The sequence below is a fragment of the Streptosporangium sp. 'caverna' genome, from assembly GCF_003203775.1.
Lineage (GTDB): Bacteria > Actinomycetota > Actinomycetes > Streptosporangiales > Streptosporangiaceae > Streptosporangium > Streptosporangium subroseum.
The window spans coordinates 8,523,733-8,545,774 of sequence record NZ_CP029711.1; the positions used below are offsets into that span (position 1 = coordinate 8,523,733).

Annotated in this window: 17 protein-coding genes and 1 tRNA gene; 12 read left to right on the plus strand and 6 right to left on the minus strand. The window is 70.5% G+C overall.

Annotated elements, in window-relative coordinates; translation table 11 throughout:
* Nucleotides 1-127: 127 nt before the first annotated feature.
* The gene (locus DKM19_RS36745; RefSeq protein WP_110702231.1) at nt 128-1,213 is read left to right on the plus strand and encodes a GNAT family N-acetyltransferase; all 1,086 of its coding nucleotides are present in this window, start codon (nt 128-130) and stop codon (nt 1,211-1,213) included.
* A 205-nt stretch (nt 1,214-1,418) separates the two neighbouring features.
* On the opposite strand, the gene DKM19_RS36750 is transcribed toward DKM19_RS36745, so the two are convergent.
* Nucleotides 1,419-3,035, minus strand: coding sequence for a PLP-dependent aminotransferase family protein (locus tag DKM19_RS36750; protein ID WP_239513783.1), 1,617 nt, complete (start codon nt 3,033-3,035; stop codon nt 1,419-1,421).
* 67 nt (nt 3,036-3,102) lie between these two features.
* Here DKM19_RS36750 and DKM19_RS36755 point away from each other — a divergent pair, with 67 nt between their 5' ends.
* The 8 genes from DKM19_RS36755 to DKM19_RS36790 all read left to right on the plus strand — a co-directional run bounded on the left by DKM19_RS36755 (nt 3,103) and on the right by DKM19_RS36790 (nt 11,590).
* Nucleotides 3,103-3,747: a pyridoxamine 5'-phosphate oxidase family protein gene (locus DKM19_RS36755; RefSeq protein WP_110702233.1), complete on the plus strand. Its 645-nt coding sequence runs from the start codon at nt 3,103-3,105 to the stop codon at nt 3,745-3,747.
* Nucleotides 3,748-3,832: 85 nt separating this feature from the next.
* Nucleotides 3,833-5,758 (plus strand): protein kinase, encoded by a 1,926-nt coding sequence (locus tag DKM19_RS51275; protein WP_204358400.1) that lies wholly within the window; start codon nt 3,833-3,835, stop codon nt 5,756-5,758.
* A gap of 138 nt (nt 5,759-5,896) precedes the next feature.
* On the plus strand, nt 5,897-7,693 hold the full coding sequence (locus DKM19_RS36765; protein ID WP_110702235.1) for a serine/threonine-protein kinase: 1,797 nt from the start codon (nt 5,897-5,899) through the stop codon (nt 7,691-7,693).
* Between the two features lie 56 nt (nt 7,694-7,749).
* Nucleotides 7,750-9,141, plus strand: a complete 1,392-nt coding sequence (locus DKM19_RS36770; RefSeq protein ID WP_110702237.1) for a hypothetical protein — start codon at nt 7,750-7,752, stop codon at nt 9,139-9,141.
* 55 nt (nt 9,142-9,196) lie between these two features.
* Nucleotides 9,197-10,378, plus strand: a complete 1,182-nt coding sequence (locus DKM19_RS36775) for a DUF2510 domain-containing protein (protein ID WP_110702239.1) — start codon at nt 9,197-9,199, stop codon at nt 10,376-10,378.
* Nucleotides 10,379-10,400: 22 nt separating this feature from the next.
* A complete protein-coding gene (gene orn / locus DKM19_RS36780; RefSeq protein WP_110702241.1) occupies nt 10,401-11,003 on the plus strand; it encodes an oligoribonuclease in 603 nt (200 codons plus the stop codon).
* A 76-nt stretch (nt 11,004-11,079) separates the two neighbouring features.
* Nucleotides 11,080-11,155 (plus strand) — tRNA-His (locus DKM19_RS36785).
* 156 nt (nt 11,156-11,311) lie between these two features.
* On the plus strand, nt 11,312-11,590 hold the full coding sequence (locus tag DKM19_RS36790) for a LuxR C-terminal-related transcriptional regulator (protein ID WP_089205871.1): 279 nt from the start codon (nt 11,312-11,314) through the stop codon (nt 11,588-11,590).
* A 150-nt stretch (nt 11,591-11,740) separates the two neighbouring features.
* Here DKM19_RS36790 and lat read toward each other — a convergent pair whose 3' ends face one another.
* On the minus strand, nt 11,741-13,042 hold the full coding sequence (gene lat, locus DKM19_RS36795) for an L-lysine 6-transaminase (protein WP_110702243.1): 1,302 nt from the start codon (nt 13,040-13,042) through the stop codon (nt 11,741-11,743).
* Nucleotides 13,043-13,143: 101 nt separating this feature from the next.
* Nucleotides 13,144-13,695, minus strand: a complete 552-nt coding sequence (locus DKM19_RS36800) for an HdeD family acid-resistance protein (protein ID WP_110702245.1) — start codon at nt 13,693-13,695, stop codon at nt 13,144-13,146.
* A 123-nt stretch (nt 13,696-13,818) separates the two neighbouring features.
* Between DKM19_RS36800 and DKM19_RS36805 the strand changes: the two genes are divergently transcribed.
* A complete protein-coding gene (locus tag DKM19_RS36805) occupies nt 13,819-15,018 on the plus strand; it encodes a M20 family metallopeptidase (protein WP_110702247.1) in 1,200 nt (399 codons plus the stop codon).
* Nucleotides 15,019-15,171: 153 nt separating this feature from the next.
* On the opposite strand, the gene DKM19_RS36810 is transcribed toward DKM19_RS36805, so the two are convergent.
* Both DKM19_RS36810 and DKM19_RS36815 read right to left on the minus strand, forming a co-directional pair.
* Nucleotides 15,172-15,846: a hemolysin III family protein gene (locus DKM19_RS36810; protein ID WP_110702249.1), complete on the minus strand. Its 675-nt coding sequence runs from the start codon at nt 15,844-15,846 to the stop codon at nt 15,172-15,174.
* Between the two features lie 274 nt (nt 15,847-16,120).
* Nucleotides 16,121-17,650 (minus strand): penicillin-binding transpeptidase domain-containing protein, encoded by a 1,530-nt coding sequence (locus DKM19_RS36815; protein WP_110702251.1) that lies wholly within the window; start codon nt 17,648-17,650, stop codon nt 16,121-16,123.
* 59 nt (nt 17,651-17,709) lie between these two features.
* Here DKM19_RS36815 and DKM19_RS36820 point away from each other — a divergent pair, with 59 nt between their 5' ends.
* Nucleotides 17,710-18,558, plus strand: coding sequence for a spermidine synthase (locus DKM19_RS36820; RefSeq protein ID WP_239513784.1), 849 nt, complete (start codon nt 17,710-17,712; stop codon nt 18,556-18,558).
* A gap of 21 nt (nt 18,559-18,579) precedes the next feature.
* On the opposite strand, the gene DKM19_RS36825 is transcribed toward DKM19_RS36820, so the two are convergent.
* Entirely contained in the window at nt 18,580-20,352 is a 1,773-nt protein-coding gene (locus DKM19_RS36825; RefSeq protein ID WP_110702255.1) for a histidine kinase, read from the minus strand.
* 178 nt (nt 20,353-20,530) lie between these two features.
* Between DKM19_RS36825 and DKM19_RS36830 the strand changes: the two genes are divergently transcribed.
* Nucleotides 20,531-21,898 (plus strand): serine hydrolase, encoded by a 1,368-nt coding sequence (locus tag DKM19_RS36830; protein ID WP_110702257.1) that lies wholly within the window; start codon nt 20,531-20,533, stop codon nt 21,896-21,898.
* The last annotated feature ends 144 nt before the right edge of the window (nt 21,899-22,042 follow it).

Genomic DNA, 22,042 nt, shown 5'->3' on the forward strand with positions numbered 1-22,042 from the left:
CGGTGCGACTCCGGAAGTCGGCGAATACCCTCAGCTCTTTTATCGCTACATTACGTGCCTGCCCGCATGCTTGGGCTTACGCACACAGGATGTCGTAGGGGAACCCCCCACACCTCGGTAGGAGCTCATGCGCATCTCCATCGTTCGTCCCCGTGACCTCGGAACCTCCGACCTCGACCAGTGGCGGGTCCTTCAGGGTGCCGACCCCGCCTTCGACAGCCCCTTTCTGTCGCCGGAGTTCACGATCGCCGTAGGCGCCCTGCAGGATCGCGTGCGGGTCGCGGTGCTGCATGACGGGCCCGACGTCGTGGGATTCCTTCCCTTCGAACGACATCCGATGGGCATCGGCATGCCGGTGGCGGCGGGGCTGACCGACGCGCAGGGACTGGTGCACGCCAAGGACCTGGAGATCGATCCGCATCAGCTGATCAAGGCCTGTGGCCTGGCCGTGTTCGAGTTCGACCACCTGATCCCGGGACAGCCGCTGCTCCAGCCCGGGCATACCCGGCATCCGTCACCGATCATCGATCTCCGGGACGGCTACGCGTCGTACATCGAGACGATCAAGCTGAAGTCCGGCAAGACCTACCGTTCGACGGCCTACAAGACCCGCAAGCTCCAGCGTGACGTGGGGCCGATCCACCACGACTACGCCACCACCGACCTGGCGCCGCTGCACACGCTGCTCGGCTGGAAGACCGACCAGTACCGCCGCACCGGCCGCACCGACAGGTTCGCCAGGCCCTGGATCGTGGAGCTGGTCGAGCGGCTGCTCGCCACCGACACCGAGCACTTCGGCGGCGTCCTGGACATGCTCTACGTCGACGGCGAGCCGGTGGCCGGCCACTTCGGCGTGCGCACCGGCACCACGCTCGCGGGCTGGTTCCCCGCCTACGACACCTCCTACGCCAAATACTCCCCCGGCCTGATCCACCACCTGGCCATGGCCGAGAGGGCCGCCGCGGCGGGGATCCAGATCATCGACATGGGCCGCGGCGAGAAGGAGTACAAGGAGAAGCTCAAAAACGGCGAGTACGAGGTGGCGGAGGGCCGGATCGCCCGGCCGAGCGCCGGAGCCGGGGTGCACTGGATGCTTCGGGTGCCGGCCCGCAAGGCGCGGGGAACGGTCCTGTCCAACCCGGCCCTGCGGAACACCGCGGACCGCGTGCTGAAGACCTTCGGCCGCCTGCGCACCTCCATCCTGTCCCCATGAACCGGGGGTGCGAGCCGGGCGGCTCACGATGAGCCGGGACGGGCACGGAATCACCCACCGCGGACCGGACGCGAGCCCCGGGGCTCGCCACGGACCGGGACGGGCACCGAATCGCTCGCCATGAGCCGAGACGAGCACGGAATCACCCATCGTGAACCAGCCACGAGCCCCGGGTCGTGCTCCGTACCCTTCCTGCCCCGCCGCGTCAGCCGATCAGCTGGGCGATCACCGCGACTCCCCGTCTGACCTCGGCGAGCGAGGCGGAGCCGTACCCGATCACCAGGCCGTGCCTGGTCGGCGGGCCGTGGTGGTGCCGCGTCATCCCGTCGAGCAGCACGCCCCGGTCGCGGGCGGCCTCGACCAGGGGCCCGACCGTGTGCGCGGGCAACTCCACCATGACGTGCAGCCCCGCGGTGTCGCCCATGATCCGGGAGCCGAGGACGTCCACGAGCGCGGCGCGGCGCCGTGCGTACTCCAGCCGCATCCGGCGCAGGTGCCGGTCCAGGTCCCCCTTCTCCAGGAGTACGGCCACCGCCTGCTGGACCGGGCCGCTGGTGCGGTCGGCCAGGTCGTCGCGGGTCCGGGCGACGGCGGCGAGAAGGTGCGGCGCGGCGACCAGCCAGCCGACACCGACGTCGGGCGACAGGGACTTGGACAGGCTGCCGAGCAGGACCACCCGCTCGGGGTCGAGACCGTGGAGGGCGGGCAGCGGGGCGACGTCGTAGCGGAACTCGGCGTCGTAGTCGTCCTCCACGACGAGCGCGCCGGTACGGCGAGCCCAGGCGAGAAGGCGTTCCCTGCGCGGGATGGGAAGGCGCCCGCCGAGGGGGTACTGGTGCGCGGGGGTGGTGTAGAGGACACGCAGGTCGCCGGGGAGCCCGTCCACGATGACACCGTCCTCGTCGACCGGGCAGGGCACGACCTCGGCGCCCCGGGCGGCGAAGACGTTTCTGGCGACGCGGTAGCCGGGGTCCTCGACGCCCGCCCGGTCACCGGGACGCAGAATCGTGGCGGCGACGAGGTCGAGCCCGCTGCCGGTGCCCCGAGTGATCATGATGTTCTCCACACCGACGGGGATCGCCCTGGTCCTGCGGAGGTGTTCGGCCAGGGCCTCGCGGAGCCTGGGGAGGCCGTAGGGGTCGGGGTCGACGCCCGGCGGCAGGTCGGCCGCCCTGCGCCACGCCCGGCGCCAGGCCGCCCGGTCGTAGTCGCGGACCCACGGCTGCCCGGGACGCAGGTCGATCATGGTCTCGCCGTGCCGGGAACGGGCGGTTCCGGCGGGCGGGAGGGACGCGAGGGCGTCGGCGGACGCGTCGCCGCAGGTGGAAACGGCACCGGAACCAGGTCCGGACGGGCCTCCGTGGGAACCGGTGCGGGAAACGGGTCCGTCGCCGCTGGTGGAACCGGGGCCGGGCCCGTCGCCGTACCCGGAAACGGAGCCGGGCCCGTCGCCGTACCCGGAAACGGGGCCGGGCCTCTCGCGAGGCCCGGGAGCGTCTCCGTGCGCCGGGCCGTACCCGGAACCTGAGACGGAGCCGGCGGCGACAGGCGGGACATGGACCACCATCTCGGCCACGTAGGTGCCGGAACCGTGGCGGCCGTCGAGCCAGCCTTCGGCGTAGAGCTGCTGGTAGGCCTCGGTGACGACGGTGCGGCTGACGGCGAGCTGCCGGGCGAGGGCGCGGGTGGAGGGCAGGCGCTCACCGGACTTGAGGGTGCCGTCGCGCATGGCGGTGCGGAGGCGGTCACCGAGCTGGACGGCGAGGGCCGTGGCGGCCCCGCGGTCCACCGAGATGGGCAGGTCGACGGCGGGTCGCGGCAAAGTGGTCTCCCAGAAGTGGCAACGAGTGGATGTGTTCTCGATATCCACTTCTCCTTAGGTTAGGGCCATGCTCTCTACGACTCCCCGCACCACCCTCGGCCGCTCGAAGCATCGGGGTCTCACCGACCGCGAGGACCTGTACGCGGTGCTGGACGCCGGGCTGGTCTGCCATCTGGGCGTCGTGGTCAACGGAGCCCCGATGGTCGTCCCCACCGGCTACGGCCGGATCGGCGACACCCTCTACCTGCACGGCTCCACCGGCGCCACCTCCCTGCGGGGCACCGGTGACGTCTGCGTCACGGTGACCCATCTGGACGGCGTCGTGCTGGCCCGCTCGGTCTTCCACCACTCGCTCAACTACCGCTCCGCCATGATCTACGGCCCTCTCCGCCCGGTGGAGGAGGACGAGGAGCGCCTGGCGGGCCTGCGCGCGATCACCGAACAGCTCGCCCCCGGCCAGTGGGACGCCGCGAGGGAGCCGACCCGCAAAGAGCTCGCCGCGACCTCCGTGCTCGCCCTCTCCCTGGCCGAGGCGTCGGTGAAGGTACGGCAGGGCCCGCCGCTCGATGACGAGGAGGACTACGCCCTGCCGGTCTGGGCCGGAGTCCTGCCGCTCCACTCGGCCTGGGGTGTCCCCGAGGCCGACCCGGCGATGACCATGGACCTGGACGTCCCCAAACACATCACCTCGCGAATCATGCCCATTCGGTAACCCACCTCGGCAAACCGGCCTCAGGCGCCACACGTCTTCCTAGCGAAGCCCCTCGCCCGGGACCCGGAACGCTGGAGTGCGGCACATGACGTCCGTCGAATGGAACCTCCCCGGATACACCGAACTGCGCGAGCTCGGCGCGGGCGGCGGTGGCCGGGTCGTGCTCGCCCGGCACGACGACTCGGGCGCCCGGGTCGCCATCAAATATCTGGCCGAGCAGCTCAGGGGCGACCCGGATTTCCTCGCCCGGTTCCGGTCCGAGGCCAGGCTCCTGGTCGAGCTGGCGGACGACAACGTGGTGCAGCTCTACGAATACGTCGAGATGGCCGGGGGCGCCGCCATCGTCATGGAGGCCGTCGACGCCGTCTCCCTGCGGGAACTGCTCCGCGAACACGGCTCGACCGGGCCCGAGGCGGCCCTGGCCGTGCTCAAGGGCTCGCTCACGGGGCTGGCGGCCGCCCATCACACCGGGCTGGTGCACCGGGACTACAAGCCGGAGAACGTGCTCGTCCAGGCGGACGGCACCAGCAAGCTGGTCGACTTCGGCATCGCCGTACAGGCGGGAAAGAGCGACCGGCCCGCGGGCACCCCGCCCTACATGGCGCCCGAGCAGTGGACGGGCGGTCCCGCGTCTCCCGCCACGGACGTCTACGCGGCGACCACCGTCTTCTTCGAGTGCCTGACCGGGCACCGGCCGTACCGGGCGACCGAGCGGGCCGTGCTGATGTACCAGCACCAGAACGCGCCGATCCCGGTGGAGGAGGCGCCCGAGGCGGTCCGGACGCTGATCGCCAGGGGCATGGCCAAGGACCCGGCGGACCGGCCGTCCACCGCCGCCGGCTTCGTGGCCGAGCTGGAGACCGCGGCCGTCGCGGGGTACGGCGAGGACTGGGAGGAGCGCGGACGCCGCAAACTGGCCGCGCTGGCGGCGCTGCTCCCCCTGCTGTTCCGGCTCAACGACCCTCCCGGCCCGGTGACCGGGACCACGCTGTTCCAGACGGTGCTCGGCACGCTGCGCACGAGGACCACGGGGGTCGCGGTGGGGGCGGGACTGGTGGTGATCGCGGGCGGCCTCGGTGTGTACGCGCTGGCCGGCGACCGGTCACCGCAGGCCCAGAAGATCAATATCGTCGCCGCGGAGCCGTCCCCCGAGGCGGCGGCCCTGGCGCCCCTTTCCCTGCCGACTCCCTCGACGTCCCCCTCGGTTTCCGACTCCCCGGACTCCTCCGTGCCACCGCCGGGGTCGCCTTCCGAGTTCTCCGAGCCCTCCGAGTCCGCTGCGGCCGGACCGTCCGGGGAACCGCCGGCCTCCCAGACCGCCTCCCCGTCCTCTTCCCCGTCGGTCTCGCCGTCGCCGAAGCCTCCGGCCAAGACCCCCACCCCGCCCCCCTCGAAATCCCCCGAACCGCCCCCCACACCCAAGCCTCCGAAGCCAGAGGTGCGCCGGGTGGACGTGCTGCGGGCCAATCTCAACGCGCGGGGCACCGGGGTGGTCTCGGTCTCCGTGGACACCGCGAACACCCGGCAGGTGCGCCTGAGCGTGGTCTTCCAGGCCGGTCAGGCCATGCAGCAGGCCGTCGTGCCCCTGTCCGGGGCGACCGGCTACACGCGGACGGTCAGGTTCGCCTTCGCGAAGGTGGCCTGCGGGTCGACCTGGAGCGTCATGGCGACCGGCGATCCGTCCGGAGGCTCAAGCGGCGCGAACGGCAGGACTCCCGCGTGCCCCAAACCGACGCCGAAGCCCACGGCCACCCGCACCGTCAAACCGACGCCGAAACCAACGGTGACCCGCACGGTGAGACCGACACCGAAACCCACGGCGACCCGCACGGTCAGACCGGAGCCGAAGCCCACCGCGACCCGCACGGCCAAGCCGAAGCCCGCGGTGACCCGCACGGTGCAGACGAAGCCGAAGGCGACGATCGCCCGTACCATCTCGCCGATCCCGGCCGCCCCCGCGCCGCCGTCATCGAAGGACACGGTCAAGACGTCCGCGGAACGTACCTCCTGACCGCGATATCGCAGGACAGGGACTGATCACTCCGGCTTTGTGGGCTGTTTCGTGATTGATAACGAGAACACGATCGTCTATCGCTAGGCTACGGTTCGTCTGTTATGGGTGGGGGCCCAGGCAACTGAGGAGACGGTTATGCACGGCACGTCGTCAGGTTGGCGAATCCCCGGATACACAGAAATCCGCGAGTTGGGCGCCGGTGCCGGCGGCTCCGTGGTGATGGCACGGCACGACGCCGACGGCGTCCTGGTGGCGATCAAGTACCTGTCCGACGAGCTCCGCAACGATGTCGCGTTCGTGGCACGTTTCCGGCAAGAGGCGCGGGTGCTCAACACCCTGGACAGCCCTCATTCCGTCCAGTTGTACGACTACGTCGAAACCGGCGAGGGCTCGGCCATCGTCATGGAGCTGGTGGACGGTGTCGCCCTGCGCGCGCTCCTGCGCTCCGAGGGGCCGACCGGCCCGGAGGCCGCGCTGGTCGTGCTCAAGGGCTCCCTGCTGGGGCTGGCCACCGCGCACACGGCCGGAGTCGTGCACCGCGACTTCAAGCCGGAGAACGTGATGGTCGACGCGAGCGGCATGAGCAAGCTCGTCGACTTCGGCATCGCGGTCCGCGCCGGCGACGGTGAGGCCCCGGCCGGCACGCCGCCTTACATGGCGCCCGAGCAGTGGCTGGGAGGTCCCGCCGGGCCGTCGACCGATGTCTACGCCGCCACCGTCGTGTTCTTCGAGTGCCTGACCGGCACCCGGCCCTTCCGCGCCACGAACATCGCCGCGCTGGCCCGGCAGCACCAGGTCACGCCACCGCCCGTCGAGGAGGTGCCGGCACCCCTGCGGGGACTGGTGGAGCGGGGCCTGGCCAAGGACCCGGCCGACCGGCCGCCGACCGCCGCCGCCTTCCTCACCGAGCTGGAGGCCGTCGCCGCCGATGCCTACGGGCCGGAGTGGCAGGAGCGCGGCCGTCGCCGCCTGGCCGGGGTCGCTCTGCTCCTGGCCTCGCTGTTCCCCCTGGGGAAGGCGCCGGCTTCGGGAGTCGCCAACACCTCCCTGGCCCAGACGGACCTCGGCGAAGGCGAAGGCGGAGGCCGGCGCTGGAGCCGGAGCCGGAGCCGAAGCCGGAATGTGAACCGGGGAACGTCCCTGGGCGGCAAGCTGGGGGTCAAGGTCCTGGTCGGCCTCGGGTTCGTCGCGGCGATCAGCGGCGTGACCGCGGTGCTGGTCAACGCCGGTGACGTCACCGAAATCCAGACGCAGGGCACGGCCACCACGCAGGAACCGTCCCCCTCGGAGCCGGTGGAGACGATCATCCCGGCCGAGGACACCGCCGAGCCCACCGAGGAGCCCACGGAGGAGCCGCCCACGGAGGAGCCGGCCGAGGAAACACCCGAGCCGACAACCACCGCGGCACCCACCGTGGCCGGCCCTCCGCCGGCGCCACCCACCGGAAACCCGCTTCCCAAGCCCAAACCGCCGGTGAAACCCACCAAGAAACCACCGGTCAAACCGACGAAAAAGCCAACGCTCAAACCGACGAAGCCCCCCGTGAAGCCGTCGCCGAGCCCCTCCGGCGTGGACACCTCCGACATCGGTGTCCCGGCCGCTCCCTCGACCCGCCCGGCGACGACCCCACCGCCGACTCCGCCGCCGGCGACGGCCGCCCCCACTCGGCCGCCACGGCCGACGAGGCCTCCGCAACCGACCAGCGCCCCGACCGAGGAGAACCCCTCGCCGCCGCAGACCAGTCCCCGCGGCGTGGAAAACCCGCCGGAGCAGAACGCCCCCGGGTCCTCGGAAGGAACCCCCCGGAAAGGGATCATCGCTTCACTCGGCATCGGGACGGCCGCCCCGGCACTCCTCACCCTCAAGCTGATGACGAACGACGCCGTTCCGTTGACACTGACGGTGACACGCGGCGCGGTCGACCCCCGGTAGAGCGGCGTGGTCGGCCCACAGTAGAGATGGCAGTAAATGGCTGAACGAGCACGATCATGAGCACCGACGGGGCGAACATCGCCGGATTCCGGCTGGCCGGCCGCACCTGGGCCGACGATCTGGGCACCTGGTCGTCGGCTGTCTCCGCCGACGGACGGCCCGGGACCGCGCTCAGGTTCGATCCACGGCTGATCACCGATCGCGCGACCCGTGACCGGCTGGTCGCGGCCGTGGTCGCGGACCGCAGGCTGGCCCAGAGCGGCCTGACCGGGCTGGTCCCGATCGCCGATCTGATCACGGCCCAGGACGAGGTCTGGCTGCTCACCGCCGAGCCGGTCAGCCCGAACGTGGCCGACCTGCTGGCCGACGAACCCGGGATCCCGCGTCCCGACGCGGGCAGCGCGGCCACCATCCTCGTGGAGATCGCGCAGACGCTGCTGGCCATACACGCCGCCGGGCTCGCCCACGGGGCGCTGCATCCCGGCACCGTGGCGATCGCCTCGGACGGCTCGGCCCTGCTCGCCGAACGGGGGCTGGCCGACGCGCTGCTCGGGCGGCCTCCCGCTCCCGAGCGGGACGTGACGGCCTGGGCCTCGCTCGCGCGGGGCCTGGCCGCCAGCTGGTCCGCGGCCGACCCCCGGTCGGCAGCCCTGCTCGAACGGGCGGCGGCCACGGCCTCCACCCTCGGACTCACCCCGGCTCGCGACACCCTGCTCCTAGGGCGTGATCAGCTGCCGCCGGGGTTCGTCACCCGCGACAGGCTGGTGGAGATCCTGCGGCGGCGGGCGGAGCGCGACATGCCCACCCAGGTCGGGCAGTCGGCGCGGACGCCGGTCATGCCGGACGAGGGAGACATCGTCACGCTGCTGAAGGATCCGAGGGCCGGCGAGCCTCCCACCGAAGACGTGATCATGCGGTTCGGCCCGGGGGTGCCGGTGGACACCACGGCCGCCCAGATCTGGCGGGCCGGCCGGGACCAGCAGCAGACGGAGCTAACCGCGGCCGGGCTCCGGAGCCGAGGGGCTCCGCCCAGGCAGCGGCGGGCCCGCACGATACTCGCCTCGGTGATCCTCGCGCTGATGATCGTGGCCGGGCTGGCGATCTGGCTGTTCCGTGGCCCGTCGATGCCTCTGGAGGTGACCGCGGTGGACGTGACCGCCCCCAAGGCGGTGCAGAAGTGCAACACACCCGTCATGATCACGGGCATGCTCTCCACCAACGGCTCGGCCGGAGAGATTCGCTACCAGTGGAAGCAGAGCGATAAAAAAGTCCCGATCGCCCAGACCGACCGGCTCGTGGCCGGGGAGACCTCGCACGAGGTGAGCCTGCTGTGGAGGGTCAAGGGCAAGGGAAGTTTCAAGGGAACCGCCACGCTGCAGGTGATCTCTCCGCTCCCCGACGGCAAGAAGCTCCAGGACAAGGCGACTTTTACTGCCAAATGTTCATGAGTGGGGCACAAGGTCAACAATGCACTGCTAAGCGGTTCTTACTACTCTGGCGGCCATGACCACGCAGACCCCACCCGGCTGGTACCCCGACCCCTACGGCTCGCCACAGTTGCGCTGGTGGGACGGGAGTCAGTGGACCGACGCCACGCATCCCGGGGACGTCCCCGCCGGGCAGCCCGTGTCCCAGGCGCCGCAGACCGGATCTTCGTCCCAGCCGGCAGGGCCTCGCTCGGCGGAGCTTCACTCCAGCCCTACCAGCCCTTCTGATTCCTTCGGATCCCCCGCACCCGGCGGGCCCGCCGGACCGCCGTCCGAGCCTCGGGAGGGCGCGGGGCAGCAGTGGGGCCAGCAGACCATTCCGGCGCCGGAGGGCGCCCGCATGGATCAGCCGCACTGGGGCGCGCCGTCCAGCGGCAACACGATGCAGATGCCCGCTCCCGCGTTCGGGTATCCGTCGGGCCCGCCGCCCCGCAAGAAGAACCCGTTGCCGTGGATCCTGGGCGGCAGCGGAGTGGTGGCTCTGATCGTCGTCATCGTGGTCGCCGCGATGTTCCTGATGAACCCCGACCCCACGCCCACCGCGAGTGATGTCACCTCGCCGCCCGCGACGACGCAGGAGCCGAGTTCCGAGCCGCTGCCCGAGACGACGATCCCGCCGTCCATCCCGGATCAGCAGAACAGCGCTCCCCCGCTGCCCCAGCCGCGGGGCGGACGCGTACAGGACCCCGAGACCGGCCTGTCCTACGCGTTTCCCAGCTCACCCTGGCAGGTGCCCACGAGCGTTGCCGCCGACCCGCTCGGGTTGACGTGGAACACCGCGGCCGTCGCGGTCTCCCAGAACGACTTCGACGGCAAGGGCAGCAACTGGCTCGGCAACATCTTCACCGGCACGCTTCCCGAGGGACTGCCCTACGGCGGGGTCGACAGCATGCAGGCGACCGCGGCGACGTTGCTGAAAGCCGTCGAGCCGGTCTACTACAGCCCCGAGCACCTGCGGAAGACCGTCCAGGACAAGGCCATCAAGGTGAGCGGCAAGGACGCCTGGCTGCTCATGGTCGATCTGGACTTCTCCAAGGAGTCCGAGGCCAACGGCTGGAAGTGGAAGAAGGAGCGAGCCGCCTTCGTGATCGTGGACCGGGGAGCCTCCACCCCTCCGGCGCTGGTCTACCTGTCCGTGCCGGACAATCTCAACGTGTCGGTGGCCGACCGAGTTGTCGAGTCGCTCAAGCTCTCCTGAAGGGAGTACTACCCTGAAGGCTATGAGTGATCTGCTGGTCTGGATCGATTGTGAGATGACCGGGCTCGACCTTGGCCGTGATGCGCTCGTCGAGGTGGCCTGCGTGGTCACCGACGGCGAGCTGAACCAGCTTGACGAGGGTGTGGACGTGGTCATCAAGCCCCCACCCGAATCGATTGAGCAGATGTCGGAGGTGGTGCGGGAGATGCACACGGCCTCCGGCCTGCTGGACGTGCTGGGTGGCGGCGTCACGCTGGCCGAGGCCGAGACCATGGTGATCGAATACATCAAGAGCCATATCCGGGAGCCCAAGAAGGCTCCGTTGTGCGGCAACTCCATCTCCACCGACAGGTCGTTCATCTCGCGTGACATGCCTGCCGTGGACGCGTTCCTGCATTACCGGATGATCGATGTCTCCTCGGTGAAGGAGTTGGCCCGGCGGTGGTACCCCCGGGTCTACTTCGCCTCGCCCGAGAAACAAGGTGGACATCGGGCTCTGGCCGACATCACCGAGAGCATCAGGGAGCTGCGCTACTACCGCGCGGCGGTCTTCGTGGCCCAGCCAGGACCCGATTCCGCGACCGCCCGGGAGCTGGCGGAGGGCGTTTCCACCCGTACTCCCTGAGCCTCCGCCGGAAACCCGGTGCGAAACGACTCCCAGAAACCGCTATGCTTTTTCATGTGCTGCTGCGGCGGACATGGTGGGTGTAGCTCAGCTGGTAGAGCGCTAGGTTGTGGTCCTAGATGTCGCGGGTTCAAGTCCCGTCACTCACCCCAGAAGAACGGCCGGTCCTACGGGATCGGCCGTTCTGTTTTTCCGAACCATCCACTTGCCACCAAAAATGGATATAGCGGGTTATGCTCGCTGCTATCGCTACGCCGTAAGACCGGGGGTTTCGGCGACCTGACCGTGTTGGCTGCCACGGAGGCCGGATGAGAGTCGACGATGCCCCGTTCGACGCCGAACCCAGAGTCGTGACGGGCTTGAGCAGGCGCGAGACCGAGGTCATGGAGCTGATCGCGACGGGTCGCTCCAACGGGCAGATCGCCCAGCACCTATTTCTCAGCGAGAAAACCGTGAAGAACCACGTAAACCGGATATACGCCAAACTCGGCGTGGACTCGCGGGTCACCGCGATCGGCCTCTGGCTGGAGCGAGCCGCCCACGAGGAGCCCCCGCGCTTCCCGGCCGAGAGACGACTTCCAAGCTGACAGGTTGCAGGCCGAAAGGCGACCCCCCGGCCGAGAGACGAGCTCCAGGCGGGCAGGCCGCTCCCGGGCCGGAAGACGGCCTCCTGGCCGCCGGGTGGCCTCCGGGCCGACCGGCGGACTTCGGACCGGCAGGCGCGATCTCCGGCGTCGCTAGGCCGACAGCCGCACGTCCCTGAAGGACTCCAGGGCCCGGTCGATGGCGGACACGCCCTCCCCCAGCTCGTCGGGAGTGACCGAGAGTGCCGGACGGAGCCGCACCGACCGCTCGCCGCACGGCAGGACGAGCACCCCCTCGTTCTCCCTGAGGGAGGCCACCAGGAGGTCGCGCTCCGCAGGGTCCGGCAGGTCGAAGGCGCACATCAGCCCGCGCCCGCGGGCATTCTCGACCAGGTCGGGGAAGTGCGCCTGGACCTTCAGCAGCGCGGTGAGAAGCTCGCCGCCGAGCTCTCCGGCACGCGGGATCAGGCCGTCGCGCTCCACGATCTCCAGCATCCGCCGGGAGCGGACCATGTCGACCAGCCCGCCGCCCCAGGTCGAGTTGATCCTGCCGCTGACCTGGAACACGTTGTCGGGCACCAGGTCGACCCTGCGGCCCGCCATGATCCCACCCACCTGGACCTTCTTGGCGAAGGCCACGATGTCGGGGCGCACGCCCAGCTGCTGGTACGCCCAGGGGGTGCCGGTGAGCCCGGCCCCGGTCTGCACCTCGTCCATGACCAGGAGCGCGTCGTGCTCGTGGCAGAGCCGCTCCATCGCCAGCAGGAACTCGGCTCGCAGGTGGTTGTCGCCGCCCTCGCCCTGGATGGGTTCGGCGATGAAGCAGGCGATGTCGTGCGGGTGCCGCTCGAAAGCCGCCCGTGCCTGGGCCAGAGCCCGCTCCTCGGCCGCCTCGACGTCACCGAGGTGGATCGCCGGCACCTCGATCCGGGGCCAGTCGAACTTCGGGAAACGGTCGGTCTTGACCGGGTCGGTGTTGGTCAGCGAGAGGGTGTAGCCGCTGCGCCCGTGGAAGGCTCGGGTGAGGTGGAGCACCTTGGTGCCCAGCTCCGGGGAGCGCCCGTTCGCCTCATTGTGGCGGCTCTTCCAGTCGAAGGCGCACTTCAGCGCGTTCTCCACGGCGAGCGCACCGCCTTCCACGAAGAACAGGTGCGGCAGCTCGGGATCGCCGAGGACGCGGGTGAACGTCTCGATGAAGTCGGCGAGGTGGCTGGTGTAGAGGTCGGAGTTGGCGGGCTTGTTCGCGGCGATCCGGCCGAGCATGGCCAGGAAGTCCGGATCATCGTCGAACGGGTTCACGCCCAGGGGCGCCGAGGCGAAGAAGGTGTAGAAGTCCAGGTAGCTCCGGCCGGTGCGGGCGTCGACGAGCCGGGAGCCCCGGCTCCGTTCGAGGTCCAGCACCAGCCGGTAACCGTCGACGAGCAGATGACGAGCGAGACAGCCGTGTACATCCATGTCCCCTCCACGTTGACCTGGACTGATGATCCCCCGTTCATGACGCGTCTATACGGAAATCTTACGCATAGACCCCGGTCTCTGTGAAGATTCTCCGGCCGTCAAGCGGGGTGAGGTCTTCCCGAAGGGCCGTAGGAACCGACTCCCCTGACCCTGAACGCCAGTGCCAGCAGGGAGATCCCGTACACGATCGCCATGGCGCCGATGAGCCAGGCGATGGCCAGCGCGCCCGTGGCGGGCCAGAGGAACAGCAGGATGCCGAACAGCACCGCCAGCACGCCGCTGACGATGAACATCCACTCTCCCTCCACGGCCCTGCGGAGCAGGATCGCCGCGACGACCTCCAGGATGCCGACGACGACGGCCCAGCTCGCGACGAGGAGCAGCAGGATGAGCGCGGTGATCCCCGGCCAGAACAGGACCAGGAGACCGATCAGGATGCTGCCGACGCCGGAAAAGATCGTCCAGCCCCGAGAGCCTCCCCTGCCCGAGCTGAACAGCTCGAAGACACCGTTGACGATGGCGTACGCGCCGAAGGCGGCGACCAGGACGAAGAGCGTCATGCCCGGCCAGATGATCGCCAGCAGACCGAACAGGATCGCGCACACGCCACGAATCAGGTACACCCACCAGGTATGAGCCAGCTCTTCCATGTTCCCTCCCCGTGTGCTCGATTCCTTTCCGGATGATCACCACTCTGAGACCACAATTCGGTTAAATCAGAGCTATCGTCCGTTTCACGACATATAGCTGTTAGATCACCAGGAGGATGCCCGGTGTCCCTTCACGAGTCCGCCATCGACATGCGGGACGAGCTCGTCCGCCTCCGCCACGCCCTGCACCGGGAGCCCGAACTGGGTCTCGACCTGCCGCGCACCCAGGAGAAGGTGCTGACGGCGCTCGCCGGTCTCCCCCTGGAGGTACGGCTCGGCGACGGGCTGAGCTCGATCACCGCGGTGCTGCGAGGCTCCCAGCCGGGTCCGACCGTGCTGCTCCGGGGCGACATGGACGCCCTGCCGGTCTCCGAGCGCAGCGGCGCGGCGGTCACCTCGCAGTTGGACGGCCGGATGCACGCGTGCGGCCACGATCTGCACACCACCATGCTGACCGGGGCGGCACATCTGCTGGCGGCCAGGCGTGACCGGCTCGCCGGAAACGTGCTCTTCATGTTCCAGCCGGGCGAGGAGGGCCAGGGCGGCGCGAAGATCATGATTGACGAGGGCGTACTGGACGCGACGGGCGAGCGCCCGGTCGCGGCCTACGCCCTGCACGTGATCAGCTCGGTGATCCCCCAGGGAATGTTCGTCACCAAGGGCGGGCCGATGATGGCCGCCGCCGACAGGCTCATCGTGACCGTGCGCGGCGCCGGCGGGCACGGCTCGTCGCCGCACCGCGCCAACGACCCGATCCCCGCCGCCTGCGAGATGGTCACCGCGCTGCAGACCATGGTGACGCGGGGGTTCGACGTGTTCGACCCGGTGGTCGTCACCGTCGGGAGTTTCCACGCGGGCACCGCCGACAACATCATCCCGGAGGAGGCCCGGTTCGAGGCGACGATCCGGTCGTTCTCCGGCGCCGCGCACGCGCGGATCCAGGAACGGGCGGTGACCCTGGTGAAGGGCATCGCGGCGGCCCACGGGCTGGAGGTGGACGCCGACTACGAGGTGAGCTACCCGGTCACGGTCAACAACCCCACCGAGGCCGACTTCGTGGGCTCGACCGTCCGCGAGGTGTACGGCGAGCACCGGTTCCTCACGGCCCCCCAGCCGTTCACCGGCTCGGAGGACTTCTCCTTCGTCTGCGACCAGGTGCCGTCGGCGTTCGTGGCGCTCGGCGCGTGCCCGGCGGACGCCGATCCCGGCAAGGCCGCCTACAACCACGCCCCGGAGGCGCTGTTCGACAACGCGGTGCTTCCCGACGGCGCCGCGCTCCTCGCGGAACTCGCGATGCGCCGCCTCGAACGCGTCGCCGTCTGACCGGACCGGGGCTCGCGACGCGCCACCCTGGGCGCGTCGCCGCCCGACCGGAGCTCGCGACGTGCCGTCCCTGACGTGGCGCGCGCGGACCTTCCCTGAGCTCGCGGCGCACCGTCTCGGACGCGTCGCGAGCCGGCCGGGCCGATCGGCGCATTATGTCGCCGCGTACACCACCAGGGACACCGCGACGTACTGGGCCACGTAGGCGGCGACGGTGAAGGCGTGGAAGACCTCGTGGAAGCCGAACCAGCGGGGAGAGGGGTCGGGGCGGCGCAGGCCGTACACGACTCCGCCCGCCGTGTAGAGCAGGCCGCCCGCGAAGAGCAGGACCACCGCGACCGCTCCCGCGCCCTCCACCAGCTGGGGCAGCACGAAGACGGCCGTCCAGCCGAGACCGATGTAGAGCGCGGTCGACAGCCAGCGGGGGGCGCCGATCCACAGCACCCGGAACAGCACCCCGGCGATCGCGCCGGTCCAGATCACCCCGAGCACCACCGCGCTGGCCGGCCCGTCCAGGGCGAGCAGCGCGAACGGGGTGTAGGTGCCCGCGATGATCAGGTAGATGTTGGCGTGGTCGAGGCGGCGCAGCACCTCTGCGAGGCGCGGGGAGAGCGTGCCGCGGTGATAGGTGGCCGAGACGCCGAAGAGCAGGCCCGAGGTGATCGCGTAGACCGCGGCGGCGAGCCGTGCCTGCGGGACGGGCCCCAGCGCGACGAGGACGAACCCCGCGACGAGCGCGAGGGGAAGGGCCGCGGCATGGAGCCAGCCGCGGAGGCGAGGCTTGATGGGCTCCGGGAGGACGAGTCTTTCGGTGCCGATCGTGGTCATAAACCTACGGTACCGTAAGTTACGTCACCGTAGGTTGTGATCTGCCATACACGGATACCGGACTTCCCGAACGGGAGGAAGCGCGTCCGGCTCCCGGACGGGCTCGCGTGGCCGGTGACGGCTTCCCCGAGGAAGGGACGACGTTCTGGCTCCGAAACGTATCGGCGTGGCCGACGACCCACCGGGCGTGGCCGGGGATCTCTTTCGCCGGACCCACTCTCCGCACCTCACCCGTTTGACCTGCAGCGATACGGCGTATGCGAAGACCAGGGGGCTAGAGGGCGCGCAGGAAGCGCGCGGCGATGGGGACGGCCGCCTGCGCGCCGCTTCCGCCGTTCTTCACGAAGACGGCGAAGGCCAGCTTTCCCCGATAGCCGATGAACCAGGCGTGTGTCTCCTGCCCGTCCACCTCGGCGGTCCCCGTCTTGCCCGCCGTACCGGCGGGAAGGTTCGCGGAGGAGGCGGTGCCGCTCGACACGACCTCCCGCATCATCGTGCGCAGGCCCGCGGCCACCCCGGGCGGCAGGGCGACCGTGTCCTCCGGCTCCGCGGGACGTTTCATCATGGACGGCTGGCGCCAGGATCCGTTCTGTACGGCCGCCGCGGCCAGGGCCATGCAGAGCGGGCTGGCCACCACCGAGTTCTGGCCGATGGCGTCAGAGCGGAGGTCGTCGACGTCTCCGTGGGGTTCGATCCTGCCGCAGACCCCCGGGCCCTTGATGTCCTGGTTGAACCCGAACAGCTCGGCGGCCTTCACCAGGCCGCCGGCCGAGAGCCGCAGGATCGACTGCTCGACGAAGGTCGTGTTGCAGGAGACCGCGAAGGCGCCGGCCAGCGTGATGGTTCCGGGGGCGGCGTCCCCTCCGGCGTTCTGAATCGGCTGGCCGTTCGGGGGCGTGTAGGTCGCGGGGCACCGCACCGGTGAGTCCGCGCTCAGGCCGGCGGAGAGCAGGGCGGCGGCGGTGATCACCTTGAACGTCGAGCCCGGGGGGTAGTAGCCGCGGAAGGCGCCCTCCCCGCCCAGCCGGTCGGCGACCGCGAGCACCTGGCCGGTGTCGGCCTGGATCGCCACGATCGCCGCGGGCCTGTCCACGCCGTCCAGCGCGCGGGCCGCCGCGGCCTGGATCGGCCGGGAGAAGGTGGTCTTGATCTTCTTGGCGTTCGGCGGCGGGAACGTCACCAGTTCCTCGATCCTCCCGTCCGCCGCGGCGGCTTCCAGGACGTAGCCGCTCTCGGTCGCCCCCACGTCGGCGTTGAGCCCGCCGAGGTAGTCCTCGGCCCCGCTGTCGCGCGGGAACCGCACGCCGGAACGGGTGACCAGCTCGATCCCCGGTGCCGGAACCTCCCTGAACCAGAGCCGCCCGCCGTCCTTGAGCGCCGGGTGCAGCGTCTCCGGCGCCCAGAGCACCTTCCACCTGCCGTCCCGCAGGGCCAGTCTCAGCGTCGAGGCGAACGCCCAGTTCCCGAGGTCCTTGATCCCCCTGATTCCCTGGAACGGCAGCTCCGCCCGCTCGCCCTGCCGCCTCAGCGTGCCGGGGGTGAGCGTGAGCGACTCGATGTCCAGATCGCGGCTGAAGGCGAGGTGCCGCTCGACGAAGTCGGAGGGGGCGTCGGCGACCAGGCGGCTCATCGTGGAGATGTCGCTGTCCTGCCAGGCGCTCAGGTATGCCTCGGCCGTCTCCTCGGGACCGGCCGCCGCCGGAGAGCCCGGCTCCGGCCCGGTGGGCCGTACCAGAACGTAGATGCCCGCCCCGCTGACAAGGAGCACGACGATGATGAGCGCGAGGACCGCTCGACTACGCATACGGTTTCTCCCATGGATTTCTCCCCGGGTGTATATCAGACGAAAGAGGCTCAAATCTGATGGTCAGGCGGGAATTGAAGGGGCCGATGCCGGGCCGTTATCCGGTCACCTTCGGCGAGGTCGACCTTCTACAGGACCTGGACCGTTCCTCCGGCTGGGTGATCTCCAAGGACGGCGTCCCGCAGTCCTATGTGGACCTGGACGACGCCACCTACCTCGACTTCGAATACGTCCAGCTGATGGCCGTCGTGATCGACCTCCTCGGCGAGGGCCCGCTGGACGCCGTGCACGTGGGCGGCTGCGCCTGCACCCTGCCCCGCTACGTCGCGGCGACCCGCCCCGGATCCCGCCAGATCGTCGCCGAGCCGGACGGGGACCTCGTCCAGCTCGTCAGGGACCAGCTCCGGCTCAAGTCGGTGCCCCGGCTCAAGGTCAAGATCCTCGACGGCCGTACGGCCACCGCCGGGCTCCAGGACGACTCGGCCGACCTGATCGTGCTGGACGCCTTCAGCGGCGCCGCGATGCCGCTCGACCTGGCCACCTCCGAATACATGGGTGACGCCGCCCGCGTCCTGCGCCCGGACGGTACCCTTCTGGTCAACATCGCCGACGGCAAGGGCCTGGCCTTCGCCCGCCGGATGCTCGCCACCATCCGGGGCACCTTTCCCCAGGTGGCCCTGCTCGCCGAGCCCGGCGTCATGCGGGGGCGCCGCTTCGGCAACCTCATCGTCGCCGCCTCCCACCTCGAGCTCCCCTTCGCCGGCCTGACCAGAAAGGCCGCGGGCGGCCTCACCCAGGCCCGATGCGTGTACGGCGACGAGCTCGTCAAGTTCATCGCCGGAGCCCGGCCGCTGAACGACGGCGACGCCGTGGTCATCCCCGTCCCGCCACCCGCCGTCTTCGGCTGACCGTACGGTCTCCCGCCCCGTTCAGCCGGGCGTGGGCACCCAGGCGCGCACAAGCGTGCCCTCGCCCGGTCCGCCCGACACGTCCAGCCCGCCGCCGAGGGCGGTCATCCGGTCGGCCAGCGCGCCCAGTCCCCGGCGGCCGGTCGCGTCCAGGTCGAAGCCTCTCCCGTCGTCCAGGACGACCGCCTGGAGCCGGCCGGCGGACTGCGTCAGCCGTACCTCGATCCGGGAGGCCGCGGCGTGCTTGAGCGCGTTGGCGATCGCCTCGCTCACCGTGAAGTACAGCGCGCTCTCCACCTGGTCGGGGAAGCGCCGTGCGCGCAGGGCCGGGTCGACCGCCACCGTCGTGGCCACCGGCAGGCGTGAGCAGCGTTCCTCGACCGCCTCCACCAGGCCGCCCTGGCTGAGCACGGACGGGTGGATGCCGGCCGCCAGCTCCCGCAGGTCGTTGAGGGTCTGGCGGGCCTGCTCGCGCAGGAGCGCCAGGCTGTCGGCCCCGCCGCCGGTCGCGCGGGCCAGCTCCAGCCCGGCGATCAGCGCGACGAGCTGTTGCTGCGCCCCGTCGTGGATGTTACGCTCGATCCGCCGGCGTTCGGCCTCCTGCGCGTTGACCAGCCGGGTCACCAGCCCCGCGTTCTGGATCGCCAGCCCGATCGGCACCGCCAGCGCGTCGAGCAGCCTCCGGTCCTCGGCGGTGAAGCGCCCGGCCGTCCTGGGGCCGCACGCGATGTGTCCCAGCCCGGCCGGAACGGTGAGCACGGCCTCGCCCTCCTCCCGCCCCGCCACCACCCGCGTGCCGTCCGCGAGCGCGACGGCCGCCCACCGCGTCTCCAGCCCCGCCCGTACGGCCCCCGCCAGCCTGCCCAGCTGCTCCGCCGGCTCCGCCTCCTCCAGCCCCGGGCCGAGCTCCGTCAGGAGCTCGTCCACCGTCGGCCGGAGGTCGAAGATCAGGAAGAACTTCGAGCCCCTGATCCCCACCCGGAGGTCGAGCAGGTTGTGCCGGAACACGGTCACCACGATCACGGCGGGCAGCGTGCCCAGGGCGACTATGACGCCGACCCAGCCCGCCTCGTGGTTCGCCCCCAACAGGAACAGCGTCAGCACGACTCCCCCCAGGGTGACCCCGGAACCCGCGACCATCCAGCGGAGCCGGCGGCGCTCGGTGGAGGTGCTGCGCCGCCAGCGGCGGATCAGGGAGACGAGCACCGACAACCCCACCATGAAGATGGCCACCTGTCCCGTCCCGCCCACGAATGCCGCGAGCAGGCCGGCCGCACCGCTGAGTCCCAGCGGGTTGCCACCGCCACCGGAGAAGGTGCTGTTCCAGATCTCGTCCGGGTACAGGAGCGCGCCCAGCCAGTAGACGGTGATCGACGTCGCGGCGATCCAGGCGCCCACGCGCCAGCCCCGCGAGGGCAGACGCCCGTCAGGGAACAGCAGGGGGACGAAGACCCAGGTCAGGCCGTAGAAAATCGTGTACAGCGACGCCAGCAGGGCTCCGATGACGGGTATGAGTCCCTCACCGGCGTCGTTCCTCGTCAGAAGACCCACCCCGAGGCCGCCGAGGCCCAGGCAGTCGGCGGAGGCCAGCAGCAGCCAGCCGTAGACGTTGTCGGACCGCCTGACCGCGATGAGCCAGCCGACCGCGGGCAGGAGCATGCACGCCGCGCCGAACAACCACTCGGTGATCGGCAGGGGCCAACCGGCCGTCAGCACCTCACCCGCGACGATCCCGGCCGCAGCCACCACGGCCATCAAGGCGGCGAGCGCGCGGACCGGGGCGGTGGAGTTCATGGAAGGCAGGGTGACCTACCGGACGGGCCGCCGTCCATGGGGTTGTCCGCACAGTCCGTGCGGTTCGCCGCACCCCGGAAGACGGAGGTCCGCCGGATGGTGCGGTGCCGTGACCCGTCCTAGTTTTGGATCAAGGCCGCCGGGAAGGCGGCCACGACACCAGTGATAGGAGTCTCTCGTGCGGTTACCGTTCCGATCGACGCGCTTCCTGGCCCTCGCCGTCGTCACGGCGGCCGTCCCCTTCGCCTCGCTCGTGGGTGGCGGACAGCCCGCGACGGCGTCCACGGCCCAGACGATCACCGCCGCCCCGGAGATCCCCGACAGCCCGGTCGGCAGGCAGCTCCGGTGGTTCCTCGACGCGCCGAGCCGGGCGCCCCTGACGGAGAGCGAGCTCGGCGCGCACGTGAACGCCGCGTATCTCCAGTCCCTGACGGTCGACGGCTTCAACGCGTTTCTCAAGAACGTGACCGGGTTCCAGCTGGAGGAGCTGACCACGGTGACGCCGACGGCCCTGGTCGGCACCGGCACGATCGGCGGTGAGAAGTTCGTCGTCCAGATCCACGTGGACGCGGAGGGGAAGATCGATCTGATCGGGGTGACGCTCCCCACCCCGCCCCCTCCCCCCTCCCCCACGAGCTGGGGTCAGCTCGACACCCGGCTCCGCAAGGCCGCCCCCCAGGTGGGTTTCCTCGCGGCCGAGATCGACTCCCGGGGCCGGTGCGAGACCGTCCACGCCGTGAACCCGGACAGGGCGCGGCCCCTGGGCTCGATCTTCAAGCTCTACGTGATGGGCGCCGTGGCCGAGAAGGTCCGCGACGGCAGGCTGAGCTGGAACACCAAGCTCACGATCAGACCCGAGTGGAGGAGCACGGGCCAGGGCGGCCTGGCGGATCGGCCGGACAACAGCACCGTCACGGTCCGCGAGGCGGCCAAGCTGATGATCTCGATCAGCGACAACACCGCCACCGACCTTCTCATCCACACGGTCGGCCGCGGGGCCGTCGAGTCCACGGTGCGCCGGTGGTCGGGCCACGCCAAGCAGAACGTCCCCTTCCTCACCACGCGCGAGCTCTTCCTGCTCAAGGGCGTCAACTACCCCGCACAGGCCAACGCCTACCTGGCCCTGAGCCCTGCCAAGAAGGCGGCCTACCTGAAGAACACGGTCGCCAAGCAGGCCCTGACGGACATCAAGCCCTGGGACAGGCCTCGCGAGATCGACAAACTGGAGTGGTTCGGCTCTCCCCGCGACGTCTGCCGCGCCTACGCCGGGCTGACCGCGCTGAACAGCAAGCCGCTGCACGAGGCGATGTCGGCCTACGACATCGAGCTCAAGCTCGACCCCAAGAAATGGCCGGCCGTCTGGGCCAAGGGCGGCTCCGAGCTCGGGGTCCTGGACCTGTCCTTCCGCGCCCGCTCCGCGAAGGGGAAGACCTACGTCGTCACCGCGCTGACCAACAACCCCCGGAGCGCGATCGACGAGAGGACGGCCACCGGGGAGCTCATCTCGCTGAGCCGGGGCGCGTTCACGCTGGCCACGTCAGGCTGAGTCCACCACCGTCCGGCCGATGATCCGATGGACCGGCCGGCGACCTCACCGGACAGCCGATCACTTTCGGGGCCGCGGCACCTTCGATGCCGCGGCCCCGAATCATGGAATAGTTGAAACATCAACTGAGTTATCACCGGCGAA

Coding starts and splice junctions, on each gene's coding strand:
- DKM19_RS36745 (WP_110702231.1), top strand. CDS start 128: ATGCGCATCTCCATCGTTCGTCCCCGTGACCTCGGAACCTCCGACCTC.
- DKM19_RS36755 (WP_110702233.1), top strand. CDS start 3,103: ATGCTCTCTACGACTCCCCGCACCACCCTCGGCCGCTCGAAGCATCGG.
- DKM19_RS51275 (WP_204358400.1), top strand. CDS start 3,833: ATGACGTCCGTCGAATGGAACCTCCCCGGATACACCGAACTGCGCGAG.
- DKM19_RS36765 (WP_110702235.1), top strand. CDS start 5,897: ATGCACGGCACGTCGTCAGGTTGGCGAATCCCCGGATACACAGAAATC.
- DKM19_RS36770 (WP_110702237.1), top strand. CDS start 7,750: ATGAGCACCGACGGGGCGAACATCGCCGGATTCCGGCTGGCCGGCCGC.
- DKM19_RS36775 (WP_110702239.1), top strand. CDS start 9,197: ATGACCACGCAGACCCCACCCGGCTGGTACCCCGACCCCTACGGCTCG.
- orn (WP_110702241.1), top strand. CDS start 10,401: ATGAGTGATCTGCTGGTCTGGATCGATTGTGAGATGACCGGGCTCGAC.
- DKM19_RS36790 (WP_089205871.1), top strand. CDS start 11,312: ATGAGAGTCGACGATGCCCCGTTCGACGCCGAACCCAGAGTCGTGACG.
- lat (WP_110702243.1), bottom strand. CDS start 13,042: ATGGATGTACACGGCTGTCTCGCTCGTCATCTGCTCGTCGACGGTTAC.
- DKM19_RS36800 (WP_110702245.1), bottom strand. CDS start 13,695: ATGGAAGAGCTGGCTCATACCTGGTGGGTGTACCTGATTCGTGGCGTG.
- DKM19_RS36810 (WP_110702249.1), bottom strand. CDS start 15,846: ATGACCACGATCGGCACCGAAAGACTCGTCCTCCCGGAGCCCATCAAG.
- DKM19_RS36815 (WP_110702251.1), bottom strand. CDS start 17,650: ATGCGTAGTCGAGCGGTCCTCGCGCTCATCATCGTCGTGCTCCTTGTC.
- DKM19_RS36820 (WP_239513784.1), top strand. CDS start 17,710: ATGGTCAGGCGGGAATTGAAGGGGCCGATGCCGGGCCGTTATCCGGTC.
- DKM19_RS36825 (WP_110702255.1), bottom strand. CDS start 20,352: ATGAACTCCACCGCCCCGGTCCGCGCGCTCGCCGCCTTGATGGCCGTG.